At 40.0% G+C, this 16,024-nt stretch carries 12 protein-coding genes; 5 read left to right on the top strand and 7 right to left on the bottom strand.

The genetic code is table 11. The features are described 5' to 3' along the window. Window positions 1-144: 144 nt before the first annotated feature. On the top strand, window positions 145-2,163 hold the full coding sequence (locus CWC02_RS00960) for an ATP-binding protein (RefSeq protein ID WP_138615919.1): 2,019 nt from the start codon (window positions 145-147) through the stop codon (window positions 2,161-2,163). 98 nt (window positions 2,164-2,261) lie between these two features. On the opposite strand, the gene CWC02_RS00955 is transcribed toward CWC02_RS00960, so the two are convergent. Then, the gene (locus CWC02_RS00955) at window positions 2,262-4,484 is read right to left on the bottom strand and encodes an NADP-dependent isocitrate dehydrogenase (RefSeq protein WP_138615917.1); all 2,223 of its coding nucleotides are present in this window, start codon (window positions 4,482-4,484) and stop codon (window positions 2,262-2,264) included. 433 nt (window positions 4,485-4,917) lie between these two features. Further along, on the bottom strand, window positions 4,918-5,133 hold the full coding sequence (cspD, locus tag CWC02_RS00950; RefSeq protein ID WP_036968098.1) for a cold shock domain-containing protein CspD: 216 nt from the start codon (window positions 5,131-5,133) through the stop codon (window positions 4,918-4,920). Between the two features lie 209 nt (window positions 5,134-5,342). Between cspD and clpS the strand changes: the two genes are divergently transcribed. Together clpS and clpA are read left to right on the top strand one after the other, a co-directional pair. Next, window positions 5,343-5,651, top strand: a complete 309-nt coding sequence (clpS, locus tag CWC02_RS00945) for an ATP-dependent Clp protease adapter ClpS (RefSeq protein ID WP_161804337.1) — start codon at window positions 5,343-5,345, stop codon at window positions 5,649-5,651. Between the two features lie 71 nt (window positions 5,652-5,722). Next, window positions 5,723-7,987 carry an ATP-dependent Clp protease ATP-binding subunit ClpA gene (gene clpA / locus CWC02_RS00940; protein WP_054561665.1) on the top strand — a complete coding sequence of 755 codons (2,265 nt, stop codon included), beginning with the start codon at window positions 5,723-5,725 and terminating at the stop codon, window positions 7,985-7,987. A gap of 174 nt (window positions 7,988-8,161) precedes the next feature. Here clpA and infA read toward each other — a convergent pair whose 3' ends face one another. The 4 genes from infA to trxB all read right to left on the bottom strand — a co-directional run bounded on the left by infA (window position 8,162) and on the right by trxB (window position 10,940). Further along, window positions 8,162-8,380, bottom strand: coding sequence for a translation initiation factor IF-1 (infA, locus tag CWC02_RS00935; RefSeq protein ID WP_002962494.1), 219 nt, complete (start codon window positions 8,378-8,380; stop codon window positions 8,162-8,164). Between the two features lie 90 nt (window positions 8,381-8,470). Continuing rightward, window positions 8,471-9,175 (bottom strand): arginyltransferase, encoded by a 705-nt coding sequence (locus tag CWC02_RS00930; protein ID WP_138615915.1) that lies wholly within the window; start codon window positions 9,173-9,175, stop codon window positions 8,471-8,473. Further along, a complete protein-coding gene (gene aat, locus CWC02_RS00925; RefSeq protein WP_138615913.1) occupies window positions 9,168-9,884 on the bottom strand; it encodes a leucyl/phenylalanyl-tRNA--protein transferase in 717 nt (238 codons plus the stop codon). The genes CWC02_RS00930 and aat overlap by 8 nt, the downstream gene beginning before the upstream one ends. Before the next feature lie 105 nt (window positions 9,885-9,989). Further along, on the bottom strand, window positions 9,990-10,940 hold the full coding sequence (gene trxB, locus CWC02_RS00920) for a thioredoxin-disulfide reductase (protein WP_054551466.1): 951 nt from the start codon (window positions 10,938-10,940) through the stop codon (window positions 9,990-9,992). Window positions 10,941-11,228: 288 nt separating this feature from the next. Here trxB and pssA point away from each other — a divergent pair, with 288 nt between their 5' ends. After that, window positions 11,229-12,554 (top strand): CDP-diacylglycerol--serine O-phosphatidyltransferase, encoded by a 1,326-nt coding sequence (gene pssA / locus CWC02_RS00915; protein ID WP_054551465.1) that lies wholly within the window; start codon window positions 11,229-11,231, stop codon window positions 12,552-12,554. 60 nt (window positions 12,555-12,614) lie between these two features. Here the strand turns inward: pssA and CWC02_RS00910 are convergent, their stop codons facing one another. Further along, complete coding sequence (locus CWC02_RS00910; protein ID WP_138615911.1) at window positions 12,615-13,358, bottom strand: YciK family oxidoreductase; 744 nt, start codon at window positions 13,356-13,358, stop codon at window positions 12,615-12,617. Between the two features lie 228 nt (window positions 13,359-13,586). Here CWC02_RS00910 and CWC02_RS00905 point away from each other — a divergent pair, with 228 nt between their 5' ends. Beyond that, complete coding sequence (locus tag CWC02_RS00905) at window positions 13,587-16,019, top strand: VolA/Pla-1 family phospholipase (RefSeq protein ID WP_138615910.1); 2,433 nt, start codon at window positions 13,587-13,589, stop codon at window positions 16,017-16,019. The last annotated feature ends 5 nt before the right edge of the window (window positions 16,020-16,024 follow it).

Below are 16,024 nucleotides of genomic sequence, written 5' to 3'. Positions count from 1 at the left end.
CCCTTTTAAGGGGCTTTTTTAATAGGAGCAAGTCATTATAAATAATTTAAATACAGTCATAAATTATGATTACTACTGTTGTTATTTGAAATTCTTGGTATGCTTATTAAAGCAAAATAAAATTCGTGTAACTAGGGAGCTAGGTTGAACTTTCTGCGCCAATTTCACAACATCGTATCTGATCAAAATACTGACTTCTCAGAGAAAATAACAGAGTTACTAAAATTTGGTCTAGATGTATTTAATCTTGATTTTGCGATAATTAGTCGTGTAGAAAATAATGTTTACACGGTCATACACGTAATTGCTCCAGATGATGCAATTGCTGTTGGTACTCAGTTTGAACTATCGGGTACGTATTGCACCCATACGCTCACAGCGAATAAAGCGATATCTTTTCATCAAGCCTCTCAAAGTACTATTGCAGAGCATCCGTGTTATCTGAATTTCAAACTTGAATCTTATATTGGCGCACCTATTTTTGTAGGTAATAAAGTCTTTGGTACTCTTAACTTTTCTGCACCGCAACCTTCACCACCTTTTAATGATGATGCCCATGATTATGTTGAGCTTTTTGCGCAATGGCTTGGAAATGAGTTTGCACGAAATTCAGCATCAAAAAAATTAATAAAAAAGAACTCTATGCTTGCTCAAGTTGAGAAAGTTGCGAAGATTGGTTCATGGGAGTTAGATCTTGCATCAAATCGCCTTTATTGGAGTAAACAAACAAAAGCGATCCATGAGGTACCAGAAGATTTTACTCCCTTACTTGATAATGCCATAGAATATTACAAAAAAGGGCCAAGTAGGGATGCCATTGAGCTTGCTGTGAAAGAAGCTATTGAAGATGGAAAACAGTGGAATATCGAAATTGAATTGATCACAGCGAAAGGTAAACCTATATGGGTATCCACTTTTGGTGAACCTGAATTCAAAAACGGAAAGTGCGTAAGATTAATAGGTACATTTCAAGATATTACTAAATCGGTATTATTGCGAGAAGAACTTAAAAAGCAAAAGGCAGACGCAGAACGCACCTTAGAAGATCGTAGTATTTTACTTGCAAAAATAAGTCATGAATTACGTACTCCGTTGAATGGTATAACTGGCATGTTGACGACTTTGCTTTATGAGAAATCTGAGCAAAAGCGTGAAGAGAAGTTGAAAGTTGCGCTTCGTAGCGCCGATATATTGCTTAATATTATTAATGAAGTTCTCGATTTTTCGAAAATTAACCATGGAGAGCTGAAACTAGAGCCATGTCATTTCTTGTTAAAGACAATTTTTGTTGACCTTGCTTCGTTATATTTACCGCTATACCAAGAAAAGAACTTAAATTTTGAAGTTGATATTGATATCAGTGATAAGTGCTGGACTTACTGTGATAACACGCGGATCACCCAAATAGTGTCTAACTTATTAAGCAACGCATTAAAATTTACTGAGCAAGGTGATATTAAATTGCGCGCTGTCGCACAGCAACAAGGTGATGATGTGCTTCTAAATCTGCGGGTAAGTGATAGTGGTGTCGGCATGTCAGAATCTTTTATGAAGTCACTATTCTCTCCCTTTACACAAGAAGTAAACAAAGAGCGTAAAAAAGGTGGTACAGGGCTTGGCCTTGCAATAGTTAAGGAACTTATTGACTACATGGGCGGCTCTATTAAAGTTACTAGCGAATACGGCAAAGGAAGTTGTTTTGATATTCAATTAACTTTAAAAAGGGGAGTAGCTCAGACGTCTGACCTTATTACTGCCGCAAATATTGACTTTTCAACCTTGCCATTGTCGATACTTGTTGTTGATGATAATCAAATTAATCGTTTTGTTCTAAAAGCCCATTTAGAAAAGTTAGGTTTAACTGCCGATTATGCATGCGATGGTATTGATGCGATAAATAAGTGCAAACAAAATAACTACAATCTAATCTTTATGGATTGTGTAATGCCTGAAATGGATGGTATTGAAGCAACTAGTATTTTAAGAGAAGAACTAATTTGCCCGGTACATAAAACTTACATAGTTGCTTTGACAGCTAATACTTCAGCCGATGATAAGGCTGCATGTAAGCGAGCTGGTATGGACTTGTTTGTTTCTAAACCTGTTAAAAATACAGCCATAGAACAAGCTATTATTTCAGCAAAAGAGCACTTATTTATGTAATGTTTTTTCTAATTAACCTCACTAAATGGCTCTCGATCAGAGTCCAATAAAAAAGGGTTATCAAATTGATAACCCTTTTTCGTAAGCTTAGTTTGAGATTAAACTAACTTTGCTAATATATCATTAAATGTAGAGCTTGGGCGCATCGCTTTGAATGCTAACTCATCATTTGGTTGGAAGTAACCACCAACACTCATAGCAGGACCTTGTGCATCGTTTAACTCAGCAACGATTTGGTCTTTTTGAGACTCAAGATCAGCAGCAATTTGCGTGAACTGTGCTTTTAATTCCGCGTCATCATTTTGTGCAGCAAGTTCTTGTGCCCAGAATAATGAAAGGAAGAAGTGCGAACCACGGTTATCAATCTCTTTCACTTTACGTGAAGGTGATTTGTTTTCCGCTAGGAAAGTACCTGTCGCTTTATCAAGCGTATCAGCAAGTACTTGCGCTTTCTTATTACCAGCATTAACTGCTAAGTGCTCTAAAGAAGCCGCTAGTGCTAAGAATTCACCTAATGAATCCCAACGTAAGTGGTTTTCTTTTTCGAATTGTTGAACGTGCTTAGGCGCAGAACCACCGGCACCTGTTTCGAATAAACCACCACCATTCATAAGTGGTACGATTGAAAGCATTTTAGCACTTGTACCAAGCTCAAGGATTGGGAATAAATCAGTTAGGTAGTCACGTAGTACGTTACCAGTTACTGAAATAGTGTCTTTACCTTCTTTGATGCGCTCTAAAGAAAATTTAGTTGCTTCAACAGGTGCTAAAATGTGGATTTCAAGACCATCAGTATCGTGGTTTGGCAGATACGCGTTTACTTTTTTGATTAACTCAGCATCGTGAGCACGGTTTTCGTCTAACCAGAAAACTGCTGGCGTGCTCGTTGCGCGAGCACGGTTAACAGCAAGTTTAACCCAATCTTGAATTGGTGCATCTTTAACCTGACACATACGCCAGATATCGCCTTGCTCAACAGCATGCTCAAGTAAAGTTGTACCAGCTGTGTCTACAACACGGATTGTACCAGCTGCTGCTACTTCGAACGTTTTGTCATGTGAACCGTACTCTTCAGCTTTTTGAGCCATAAGACCAACGTTAGGTACGCTACCCATAGTAGTTGGATCGAATGCACCGTTTTCTTTACAGAAATCGATAGTTGCTTGGTAAACACCTGAGTAACAACGATCTGGAATGACAAAGCTCGTGTCTTGTAATTTACCTTCGCTATTCCACATTTGGCCGCTAGAACGGATTGCAGCAGGCATTGATGCATCGATGATCACATCACTTGGTACGTGAAGGTTCGTGATACCACGGTCAGAATCAACCATTGCAATAGCAGGGTTGTTGTCGTATACCGCTTGGATATCCGCTTCGATTTCAGCTTTTTTAGCTGCATCTAGGCTTTCAATTTTTGAGAATACATCACCAAAGCCGTTGTTTACGTCAACATCTAGCTCTTTGAAAAGATCAGCGTGTTTTGTGAAAACGTCTTTGAAGAAAACTTTTACAGCGTGACCGAAGATGATTGGGTCAGACACTTTCATCATCGTTGCTTTCATATGTAATGAGAACAACACGCCTTTGTCTTTTGCTGCTTGAATTTCTTTTGCAAGGAAAGCTTGAAGCTTAGCAGCACTCATTCGCGAAGCGTCAATTACTTCACCTGCTAGTAATGGTGTGCTTGCTTTAAGAACTGTGATATCACCATTTTCAGCAACATGCTCGATACGTACGTCAGTTGCTTGTGCAACAGTGACTGATTGCTCTGAACCGAAGAAGTCACCGTCTTCCATGCTAGCAACGTAAGACTTTGAATCTTTGCTCCATGCGCCCATTGAGTGTGGATTGTTACGCGCATATTCTTTTACTGAACCAGGAGCACGACGGTCAGAGTTACCTTCACGAAGTACAGGGTTTACAGCAGAACCTTTGATTTTGTCGTAAGTTGCTTTAACTTTCTTTTCTTCATCAGTTTTTGGCTCTGAAGGGTAGTCAGGTAGTGCGTAACCTTTTTCTTGTAACTCTTTGATTACTGCACGTAGCTGAGGGATAGAAGCACTGATATTAGGTAGTTTGATAATGTTAGCTTCAGGTGTTTTAGCCATTTCACCTAATTCTGCAAGTGCATCATCAATACGTTGATCTTCAGTTAAGTACTCAGGGAAGTTTGCAATTACACGACCCGCTAATGAAATATCGCGAGTTTCAACTTCAACACCAGCAGCGTTTGTATACGCTTGGATGATTGGTAACAATGAATACGTCGCAAGAGCTGGCGCTTCATCTGTTTTAGTATAGATAATTTTTGATGTCATCATCATTCCTAGATAGTTGGCGTAATGTTTGGTAATGACTGCTAACAGTAACCCTTAATTAGCCATATTCAACAATGCAAAAGATAGCTTTGAATTACCAAGCTTTAGGTACCTTGATAAAACAACAGCAAGCAGTCTGTTAGCTGTTGCCACTCAATACAAAGTATTAAAATAACCACAGCTGACAGACTGTAAAATTCTTATAGCTCAAATAAGCAAATCATGAAATTAGCCAAAAGCCTTACGTCAAAATGACGAAAAAGCTAAATTTAAGCAACAAGAGTGTAACAAGCTTGGCTCTAAAGGGCTAATAACAATTAATCAATTGGGGTAAACAAATGGAATTTCAAGGTAAGTGTAAGGATAAATTTTAGTGGAAGAGTAAGCGAGGAACTTAACAAGGTCGCTCGCTTGATACTCGAATAGGTTTTACCTAAGAGATTTCATCGTTAGGCGCAATATTCGTTGCGTGTAACCCTTTTGGACCTTGTTGCAATTCGAATGTTACATCTTGACCAGCTTTAAGTGTTTTATAACCGTCCATTACAATCGTTGAGTAATGAGCGAAGATATCAGTCTCGCTGCCGTCTTCTACGATGAAGCCAAAACCTTTGGCATTGTTGAACCATTTGACTTTTCCACAAGCCATACTTCTACATCCTTCTATAAGTTGACTAATTTAGTTATTCTAAACCGTGTAATTTGCTAGACTGACTAATGATTAATCAATCTATATTTGACTGTAGTTTATTTAGCCAGTCAGTCAAGTGTTTTAGACTATTTTTTAACAATTTATTTATTTTTTTATTCAAGTTTGCTTGAGTTCTAAAGACAAGACTATATTTAATTATGAGTGGCATGAAAGATTCTGGTGTTATTGAAACGGTTCGCGATAGTGAAAAGCAAAAATTGCAACCACCGCGAAAATATAAGGTCATTTTAAATAACGATGATTACACGCCTATGGACTTTGTGATAGAAGTACTAATGACGTTTTTTAATATGGATAGCGATAGAGCAACAGATGTGATGCTTCAAGTTCATCATAATGGTAAAGCGATATGCGGTGTTTACAGCGCTGATGTAGCTCATACCAAAGCTGAACAAGTTAATCGTTACGCACGAGACAACGAGCATCCACTGCTATGTAGTTGTGAGCAGGAATAAATACCAAGGTAGGGTGAACTAATTAGCCCGTCACAACGGTATATAAATATTATCTCAGTAAGGGGTTGCCAATGCTAAACAAAGACTTAGAACTAACCTTAAATGCGGCGTTTCGCGAAGCGAGAACACGTCGTCATGAATTTATGACCGTCGAGCATCTTTTACTTGCACTGCTCGATAACCCTTCTGCTGGGGAAGCGCTTAACGCCTGCGGCGTAGATATGGGCGCATTAAAAGTCGAATTATCAGATTTTATTGACGAAACAACACCGGTTATTCCTGATCTTGAGGAAGATAGAGAAACACAACCGACGTTAGGTTTTCAGCGTGTATTACAGCGCGCTGTATTTCACGTGCAGTCATCAGGCAAAAACGAAGTTACTGGCGTGAATGTGCTAGTGGCAATTTTTTCTGAACAAGAGAGCCAAGCAGTTTATTTACTTAAAAAATCAGATGTTAATCGTTTGGATATTGTTAACTTTATTTCGCATGGTATTTCTAAAACAGATGACGACATTGGCGGTGAAGATCACGATGACATTCATGAAGAAGTGCAAGAAGTGCAAGGTGAAGAGCCAACTAAGCTTGAAAACTTTACGACCAACCTGAATCAACAGGCCATTGATGGCAATATTGACCCATTAGTGGGCCGCGACAACGAAGTTGAACGCACAGTACAAGTGTTATGTCGTCGTAAGAAAAATAACCCGCTATTGGTTGGTGAAGCAGGGGTGGGTAAAACAGCCATAGCTGAAGGCCTAGCTTATCGTATTGTAAACAAAGAAGTACCTGAAGTGATTGCCGATGCAGTTGTTTACTCACTCGACATGGGCGCGTTATTAGCGGGTACTAAATACCGTGGCGACTTCGAAAAACGTTTCAAATCGCTACTTAAAGAGTTACAGGCTAAACCAGGTTCAATTTTATTTATTGATGAAATTCATACCATCATTGGCGCCGGTGCAGCATCGGGCGGGGTAATGGATGCATCGAACCTAATCAAACCGCTACTTTCAAGTGGTAAACTGCGCTGCATGGGCTCGACTACTTATAATGAGTTCAAGAATATCTTTGAAAAAGACCGTGCGCTAGTACGTCGTTTCCAAAAAATTGATGTGCTTGAACCAAGTGTGGCTGATACCACGAAGATTCTTAACGGCTTAAAAGAGCGTTACGAAGAGCACCATGGTATTCGTTACACACAAAAAGCATTGAAAGCAGCTGCAGAACTTAGTGCTAAATACATAAATGAACGTCACTTACCAGACAAGGCTATTGATGTTATTGATGAGGCTGGTGCTAATCAACGTTTACAGCCAGTTTCTAAACGTAAGAAAACAATTGGCGTGGCTGATATCGAGCTAATTGTATCTAAGATGGCGCGTATCCCTCAGCAAAGCGTTTCGTCAAGCGATAAAGAAACACTTAAAAACCTTGATCGTAACCTGAAGATGCTAGTGTTTGGTCAAGACCAATCAATCGATGCGTTGACTTCAGCAATTCGCTTATCACGCTCAGGTCTTGCTAACGAAGATAAACCAGTGGGTTCGTTCTTATTTGCAGGCCCAACAGGAGTTGGTAAAACAGAAGTTACTAAGCAGCTTGCTAAGTGTATGGGTGTTGAGTTTATTCGTTTTGATATGTCTGAATATGTTGAACGTCATGCGGTCAGTCGTCTAATTGGTGCACCTCCTGGCTATGTAGGTTTTGAGCAAGGTGGTTTATTAACTGAAGCGGTAATTAAAAATCCGCATGCAGTTGTACTACTAGACGAAATTGAAAAAGCACATTCAGATATTTACAACATTCTACTGCAAGTAATGGATCACGGTACACTTACTGATAATAACGGTCGTAAAGCCGATTTCAGAAATGTAGTATTGGTGATGACGACGAATGCGGGTGTTCAAGAGACTGTACGTAAGTCAATTGGCTTTACTGAGCAAGACCATTCTCATGATGCGATGAGTGAAATCAACAAAGTGTTTTCACCTGAGTTTAGAAACCGTTTAGATAACATCATTTGGTTTAATCACCTTGAGAAAGAGATTATCTTGCAAGTGGTTGATAAGTTCATTGTTGAGTTACAAGCGCAACTTGATAAGAAGTCGGTTAATCTTGAGCTTACATCCAAAGCAAGAGAGTGGTTGGCAGATAAAGGCTACGATAAAGCAATGGGGGCACGTCCGATGGCACGTGTTATCCAAGATGAGCTTAAAAAGCCACTGGCAAATGCAATCTTGTTTGGTGAGCTAGCCGATGGTGGTTCGGTTAAAGTATCTGTGAAAGATAAGAAAATCCACTTTGACTTTGAAACTAGCCTAGAAACAGCTTAAGTTGTTTTTAGCTGAAAACAAAAAGCCCAGCAATTGCTGGGCTTTTTGTTTATTAAATGGAATTAAAACTAAGTTAGTTTTAACACCATTTAACAAACGCTTTTAGCTCTTTGTAATAAACACACCTGCTCATTCAAAGCAGCAAAAAGCTAAATCTCTCGTTAACGCACTAACTTAGCGAGCACGGAATACGATGCGACCTTTCGATAAATCGTAAGGAGTCATTTCTACGGTTACTTTGTCGCCAGTTAAGATGCGGATGTAGTTTTTGCGCATTTTACCAGAGATATGAGCCACAACAACGTGACCATTTTCTAGCTCAACTCGGAACATTGTATTTGGTAAAGTATCAAGGACCGTACCTTGCATTTCGATTACGTCTTCTTTCGCCATGTTTAGCGTAACACCTCTTTAATAGTTAAACGCTGCAGATTTTGCCGAAAATACAGCAATAAGTAAAGCTACAGGGCTCAATTTTGTAAATTAAATCGCCAACCACTCGTCGCCAATGTGCTTTTGTGCAGGCAAAAATTGGGTTTTATATTTCATTTTAGTGCATTCGTCGATTTGGTAACCTAAATAGACAAATTGTTTTGCTTGTTGTTTTGCAAATTTAATTTGTTCCATGATCATGATGCTACCAATACTGTATTGCTCATAATCGGGATCAAAAAAGGTATAAATCGCTGATAGGGCATTAGTCATGCAATCGGTTACCGCAACGGCAACTAACTTATCGCCATCTTTTAACTCTATAAATGTAACGGGTAGCCACTGGCAAAACAAAAAGCTTTCGTACTGACTTTGGTCAGGCGGAAACATTGAACCATCTTGATGTCTTTGCGTGATGTATTTGCAATATAACGGGTAGTATTCTGCGCGTTCGTACTCACTATAACTGACCGTGAAAACCTTATTTGCTTTATTTAATTTGCGCTTTTGCGATTTTGAAGGAGTAAATTGTTGGGCTAAAACGCGCACTGAATTACAGGCATTACAAATAGGGCAATGTGGACGATAGATTTGGTCGCCACTGCGTCTAAAGCCTAATGCTAATAATTGTTCAAATTTATCAGGGCAATAACAACTCGGATCAAGTATAACAAGTAGTTGTTCCTGACGGTCGGGTAAATAACTGCAATCGAATTGCTGGCTTAAACCAAGCCTAGCGGGTAAGTGCTCAGTCATAAATATTAATCAACTCTTGTGGTTGCCACATATCTTTTTTAGGCACATAACTGTGTGCTAATTTAAGTCTAGTTAAAAATTCTCTACGTGGGATAACTTTTGCACCTAAAGTGATTAAATAAGGGTTTTCTAGTTGGCAATCAATAAAATGGGCTTGGTGTTTGATAAGCCAATTAACTAATGCCCACATCGCCAGTTTCGAACCATTACTGACTTGATGGAACATTGATTCACCACAAAAAATACCGTTTTGCATAATGCCATAGAGGCCAGCTACCAGTTCATCTTCATGCCAAATCTCAAGACTGTGTGCTAACCCCTGATGGTGCGCTTCAATATAGGCATGCATCATTTGCTCTGTGATCCAGGTACCTTCCGCATCGATACGTTGCTCACGGCAAGCATTAATAACATGGGCAAATGCGTGATTAATAGTGACACGCACAGGAAAACGCTTTAAATGCTTTTTTAAGCTGCGACTGACATGAAATTCATTTAGCTCAATAACACCACGCATGCTCGGTGACCACCACATGATGGGCTCATAGTCACTAAACCAAGGAAAAATACCGGTGTTGTAGGCATTTTTAATGCGCTCAACTGATAAATCACCGCCAATTGCCAACAGGCCATCGGGCTCATCAAGGGCGAGTTCTGGGTCTGGAAAATCAACAGTCTCGGTCGAGAGTTGGTACAGTTGCTTGATCATATCAGCTTGTCGTTATTCTTTGTTCTAATTTTAACAAAATTTTAGCTATAAAAAAGGGGCTGTTTTACAACAGCCCCCAGTATTTAGTGCTTTAGATCAACTAATTTATAGGTTATCTAAAAAGCGTTCAGCATCAAGTGCAGCCATACAGCCAGTACCTGCTGATGTGATTGCTTGGCGATAAATGTGGTCAGACACGTCACCTGCAGCAAATACACCTGGTACACTTGTTTGTGTTGCGTTACCGTTTAAACCAGATTGAACAACTAAATAGCCGTCTTTCATTTCTAGCTGGCCTTCAAACATGTCAGTGTTTGGCTTGTGGCCAATTGCAATGAATACACCGGCAAGATCTAAGTTTTCTGTTTCTTCAGAATCAGTTGCTTTAATACGGATGCCAGTAACGCCCATTTCATCACCAAGCACTTCATCTAATGTGCGGTTGTAATGTAAAACAACGTTACCGTTTTCAGCTTTTTCTTTTAAACGATCAGCTAAGATCTTCTCACTGCGGAAGCTGTCACGACGGTGGATAACGTGAACTTCATCAGCGATATTTGATAAGTAAAGTGCTTCTTCAACAGCAGTGTTACCACCGCCCACAACCGCTACTTTTTGACCACGGTAGAAGAAACCATCACAGGTTGCACAAGCAGAAACACCACGACCTTGGAAGTTAGTCTCTGATTCTAAACCTAAGTATTTAGCTGACGCGCCAGTTGCGATAATTAATGCATCACATGTATATGTGCCAGAGTCACCAGTTAAAGTGAAAGGGCGCTTCGAAACATCAACTTTATTAATGTGATCAAAAACGATTTCAGTTTCGAAACGTTCAGCATGCTCTTTCATACGGTCCATTAATGCTGGACCTGTTAAACCGTGTGCATCGCCAGGCCAGTTTTCAACTTCAGTAGTTGTCGTTAATTGACCACCTTGCTGAATACCAGTGATAAGAACAGGGTTAAGGTTAGCACGGGCTGCGTATACCGCTGCCGTGTAGCCCGCAGGGCCAGAACCTAAGATTAATAGTTTACAGTGTTTTGCGTCACTCATGGTTTTTCCTAAAAACGTTTCAATACGATGTCTATGCGCCCGATTCTAAGAAAAACAAGGCGGAAGTAAACAAAAGCCCCGATTATTTTTTTAGTCAAATTGCGAAGCTGTCAAATAATCCTTACTTAATGCAATTTAAACCCCTCTTTTTGTTCATAAAATGGGCTAATTACAAATTGTTCTGTGATCAAAGTACGGTAATTCATGACCAAGCAATTTTTTTTTGGTATGTTTTAGCTAATTTTGATATTAGCTCATGGTATGAGCTAACTAAACTAACAGGCAATTATGGTATTTTGGCAGGAAAAGCCCGCTTTTGGGCTGACTACAGAAGACGTACAGGTCTTAACCAATGCAAAAGAGTATCGCACTGAACTATTGCGTTTAATTGGTTCAGCGAAAAAAAGAATTTATATTACTGCTTTGTATTTGCAAGATGATGAAGCAGGACGAGAAATATTGACTGCCTTACATCAGGCATCACTTGCTAATCCTGAGTTAGAAGTAAAAGTACTCGTTGATTTTCACCGAGCTCAACGTGGTTTAATTGGTGCAGCTAAGTCTGATGGCAATGCCAGCATGTATTGTGATTTTCAAGAGCAGTATCAATCAAATGTGAAAGTACATGGTGTTCCGGTAAAAGCCAAAGAGCTTTTCGGGGTACTGCATTTAAAAGGTTTTGTGATTGACGACACATTATTATACAGCGGCGCAAGCTTAAATAATGTATATCTTCAGCAAGATGACCGTTATCGTTTAGACCGTTACTTCTTAGTTCACCAAGCTGGATTATGTAATTCGGTCATCGAATTTATAGAAACACATCTGTTAAGCTCAGTTGCCGTGCCGCGAATTGATATGCGCCCACTGATACAATTTAATGATATTAAAGTGGCGCAAAAGCAATTGATGCGTGAACTTAAATCTGCAAGTTACGAAAGCGCTGCAGAAGCCAGTGCCGGTGAGTTGGGTGTGCGTTTATTTTTAGGTTTAGGGCGAAGAAGTAATAAGCTGAACCGTTTAATTAAATCGTTATTCGATACCACTGAGCAAGAGCTCGTTCTTTATACCCCTTACTTTAACTTTCCTGCACCATTAATGCGTTCATTACGCCGTTTATTAAAGCAAGGTAAGCAGGTAACTATTGTGGTAGGGGATAAAACTGCCAATGACTTTTATCTGCCGCCAAGTGAGCCGTTTAGTAAGATTGGTGCATTACCTTATTTATACGAAACCATTTTGTATAAATTTTTAAAGTCACAAAAACGCCACATCAGTAATGGTAATTTGAATGTTTACCTTTGGAAGCACGAGAGTAACTCGTTCCACTTGAAGGGGATTTGTTCGGATAAGCGATTACACTTATTAAGTGGGCACAATTTAAATCCACGGGCATGGGGCTTAGATATCGAAAATGGTATTTTAATTGACGACCCTAAGCAGCATATCCTTGAACAAATAGAAAACGAAAAACAAGCTATATTAAAGCACTGTCGACGTTTAACAGGCCCACAAGACTTAGAAACGATGAATGACTATCCTGCGCCGGTTAAAAAGCTATTGGGCCAGGCTAAACGTGTAAAAGTTGATTTTATTATCAAACGCTTTATTTAATCGAAAAATTAAAAAAGCAGCGAAAGCTGCTTTTTTTGTGTCTAGATATTTGTTTCTGGCTTATTTTTGTTGAGCATCTAAAGACTGACCATTAACTTCTTTAGAGTCGTCGCTCATCAAGTATAAATAAGTTGGCATTAAATCTTCGGGTGTTGCTAACTTATCCCTATCTTCACCAGGGTATGCAGATGCACGCATTGATGTGCGGGTAGCGCCAGGATTGATACAGTTTACGCGAATATTGGTTTTACCCACTTCACAAGCCCACGTTTGCATCATGCCCTCTACAGCAAATTTTGAGATAGCATACGCACCCCAGTGTTCGCGGCCTTGGCGACCCACCCCAGATGAAGTAAAAATAACAGATGCACTGTCAGATTTTCGAAGCAGAGGGAACATAAATTTAGTGATCATAGCTTGTGCAGTTACATTCACTTTCATGATGTTTTCAAATGTTGATACACAGAAGTGCTCAAGTGGACCTAATGAACCTAAAATACCTGCATTATTAAGTAAGCCGTCTAACTTACCGAACTTCATTTCGATGGTTGCAGCTAAGTCACGGTAGTTTTGCTTTGTGGCACCTTTTAAATCCATTGGCACAATAGCCGGTTGTGGATAGCCAGCGTTTACAATTTCATCGTAAACACATTCAAGCTTATTGGTTGTTTTTCCAAGTAAAATAACAGTGGCACCATGCTTAGCATAAGTTAGTGCGGCAACACGACCAATGCCGTCACCAGCACCTGTTATTAAAATTACTTTGTCTTTTAGCGCATTCTCTGCGGCTTTATAAGTATGCATAAACGTACCATCGATTAAGTTTTTTACTATTTTACCATAGCAAAAAGCCAAGTTATCGAATTTATTGCAAATTAAGGTGGCGAAAATTGAAACTTTACGTTAAGTTTAACTGGTCTAATGTCTCATTAATAACCTAATTACATTAAATTAACTTAGAATGAAGGTAGTAGAACCACTACTTTTAACTTTGAACACACAATAACAATAAGATTTGCGCGGAGCGAAATTATGAAAAAACTGCTACTCTCACTAGCCATTGCGTCAGCCATTACTGGCTGTGGTGGAGGAGAAACATTAGAAGATGTAAAAAATGATAATCCTCCTGTTCTCCCAACCGCGACAGTAAAATTTGACCCAGCGAATAGTGTTATCTCAGTGCCGAATGATTTACTTATGAGTGGTACGCTTGATGGTACTTTAAATATGCCGGGTGAATTAGACGACGACAATGTTAGTGTTGACCGTGCGGCCTATGCTGATCCACAACTTGCACTTGGTGCGCTTGATGGTTGGTCTACGCAAACTCCGTTTAAAATTGACTTAACTTTTCCTTCGGGTATCTCTCTTGATATGACATCTGCTGCTTCACCAGGCGCTGTGCGTATTTTTGAAGTTGTTATGGGTGCAAGCCAAACAGACGAAACCTGTTCACAAGTACCAGCTGGTATCGCTTGTAAATTAGTGTCTGAACTTACTTTCGGTGTTGACTTTATCACACAAGGTTCTGGTGATGCGGTTGCTGTGATCCCACTTAAGCCATTTAAAGCTGGCAGCACTTACATTAATGTTTTGACAACGTCATTAATGGACTCAGAAGGGCGCTCAATTGAGCCTTCTTCAACTTATGCACTCGTGAGCGAAGAAGCAACACTTATTACCGACTCACAAAAGTCACTTCAAGCGGTTATCAATAGCTATGAAAACGCAGTGACATCAGGTGGTGCAATCACAAAAGATGAAATCATTTACTCAGCAGCGATGACAATGCAATCAGCAGGTCAAGTGCTTGGAACCGTTAAGCAGCTTCTTGCTGCAAGTTTAACCCAAGATGCACTGCCGACGCCTATGGTGCAAATTCCTGATCAACCCGTTATTACCGTTGAGCAAGTATTTGCATCACAAGGTATTACTGGTGTGTCACCTGTGTTTGGTGGTGTGCAGTATCAAAAAGGTAGCGTAATGTTACCTATGTATTTAGCTACACCAACTGGCACAACGGTTGATGATTTATCTGCGACTTACTGGCAAGGTTTATGTGATAGCGGTGTTGCGGTACTAGGTTATGCAGCCGCAGCGGGTGATTCATTCCCAACAGACCCTATTAGCGAAACTGATGGCCTGTGTATGGCGTTAAGTGAAGGCAAGTTACGTGATTTAGGTTTAGACCAAACTAAACACTTAACTAAGTACAACACAATTCCAAAAACACAAAGTATTGCTAATGTGCCAGTACAAATTACTAAACCAATTTTACCTGTAATTAATGCAGTGCGAGCTCAGCTCGGCTTAGACGCATTGAGCATGCCTGAGACAGGCTGGCCAGTTGTTATCCTTCAGCACGGCATTACTTCTAAAAAAGAAGATATGTTAGCCATTACTGCACAATTAACACTGCAAGGCTTTGCAACAGCTGCAATCGATCATCCTATGCATGGTGAGCGTGGTGTAGATGTAGATGGCGACGGTACTGACGACTTTAATGCCTCTACTGGTTCTGTATTAAGCTATATGAACTTACAGTCATTATTAGTAGCCCGTGATAGCTTACGTCAATCAGTTGCTGATTTACTTGGTTTACGTTTGGGTCTTAACTTTACCGGTGCTGCTGATTTAAATGCGCAAGATGTATCATTCATAGGTCATTCATTAGGCTCGGTAGTTGCCCCAGCATTTGTTGCTGTTACTAATGCACCGCTAGCTGACCAAGTTGATCCAATGTTCAACGTTAAAAGCGTAGCACTTGCCAGTGGCGGCGGTGGTATCGCAAGTTTCTTAATTGAGTCAAATACATTTGGCCCATTTGTTCAAGGCTCTGTATTACTTGCAGCCGGTACAGCTGAATCTGCTGAGTTTGGTGCTTATGCTCAAAATGAAGCGTTATCAAATTGTGGCGTGCTATTACCAGACCAAACTAAATTTGTCACATGTGCTTATAAAGAGTACGTTGGTTCACTAACAGTGGCAGGCGAAACAGAAAAGCTAGCAAACATTCAAAGTGTGGTTACTCAATTTGCTTTTGCTGCACAAACAGCACTTGATAGTGGCGACCCGTCAAATTATGCAGCCTCTGTTGCAGCGCTTGGCACGCCAGTGTACATGAGTGTAGTGGTTGGCGATGGTGCTAACAACAATGCTGATATGGTTATTCCACCAATGGTGGCGAGCAACCCAATTGCTGGTAGCTTACCTCTTGCTAACCTAATGGGCTTATCAACTGTTGCAGAAACTCAAGGCCCGACTGCTGATGCAATGAGCTATGTGGTTAAATTCACGAAAGGCCATCACAGCTCTGTATTATCACCTGCAGCGACAGAAGATTCAGGTGCTACTGCTGAAGAAAGTGCAGCAGCAACAACAGAAATGCAATTACAAATCGCGACTTTCTTAGCAAGTCGTGGGCAGTATCTTCAGGTTACAAACACAGAAGTTGTTACTGAATAATTAAA

This window comes from Pseudoalteromonas sp. S2721 (assembly GCF_005887425.1).
GTDB lineage: Bacteria > Pseudomonadota > Gammaproteobacteria > Enterobacterales > Alteromonadaceae > Pseudoalteromonas > Pseudoalteromonas simplex.
This window is presented reverse-complemented; position numbering and strand designations above follow the sequence as displayed.

Excerpts from the sequence above, each read along its gene's own strand:
- trxB (WP_054551466.1), bottom strand. The coding sequence starts at position 10,940 with ATGAGTGACGCAAAACACTGTAAACTATTAATCTTAGGTTCTGGCCCT.
- clpS (WP_161804337.1), top strand. The coding sequence starts at position 5,343 with ATGAAAGATTCTGGTGTTATTGAAACGGTTCGCGATAGTGAAAAGCAA.
- CWC02_RS00955 (WP_138615917.1), bottom strand. The coding sequence starts at position 4,484 with ATGACATCAAAAATTATCTATACTAAAACAGATGAAGCGCCAGCTCTT.
- CWC02_RS00930 (WP_138615915.1), bottom strand. The coding sequence starts at position 9,175 with ATGACTGAGCACTTACCCGCTAGGCTTGGTTTAAGCCAGCAATTCGAT.
- pssA (WP_054551465.1), top strand. The coding sequence starts at position 11,229 with ATGGTATTTTGGCAGGAAAAGCCCGCTTTTGGGCTGACTACAGAAGAC.
- CWC02_RS00905 (WP_138615910.1), top strand. The coding sequence starts at position 13,587 with ATGAAAAAACTGCTACTCTCACTAGCCATTGCGTCAGCCATTACTGGC.
- clpA (WP_054561665.1), top strand. The coding sequence starts at position 5,723 with ATGCTAAACAAAGACTTAGAACTAACCTTAAATGCGGCGTTTCGCGAA.
- cspD (WP_036968098.1), bottom strand. The coding sequence starts at position 5,133 with ATGGCTTGTGGAAAAGTCAAATGGTTCAACAATGCCAAAGGTTTTGGC.
- infA (WP_002962494.1), bottom strand. The coding sequence starts at position 8,380 with ATGGCGAAAGAAGACGTAATCGAAATGCAAGGTACGGTCCTTGATACT.
- aat (WP_138615913.1), bottom strand. The coding sequence starts at position 9,884 with ATGATCAAGCAACTGTACCAACTCTCGACCGAGACTGTTGATTTTCCA.
- CWC02_RS00910 (WP_138615911.1), bottom strand. The coding sequence starts at position 13,358 with ATGCATACTTATAAAGCCGCAGAGAATGCGCTAAAAGACAAAGTAATT.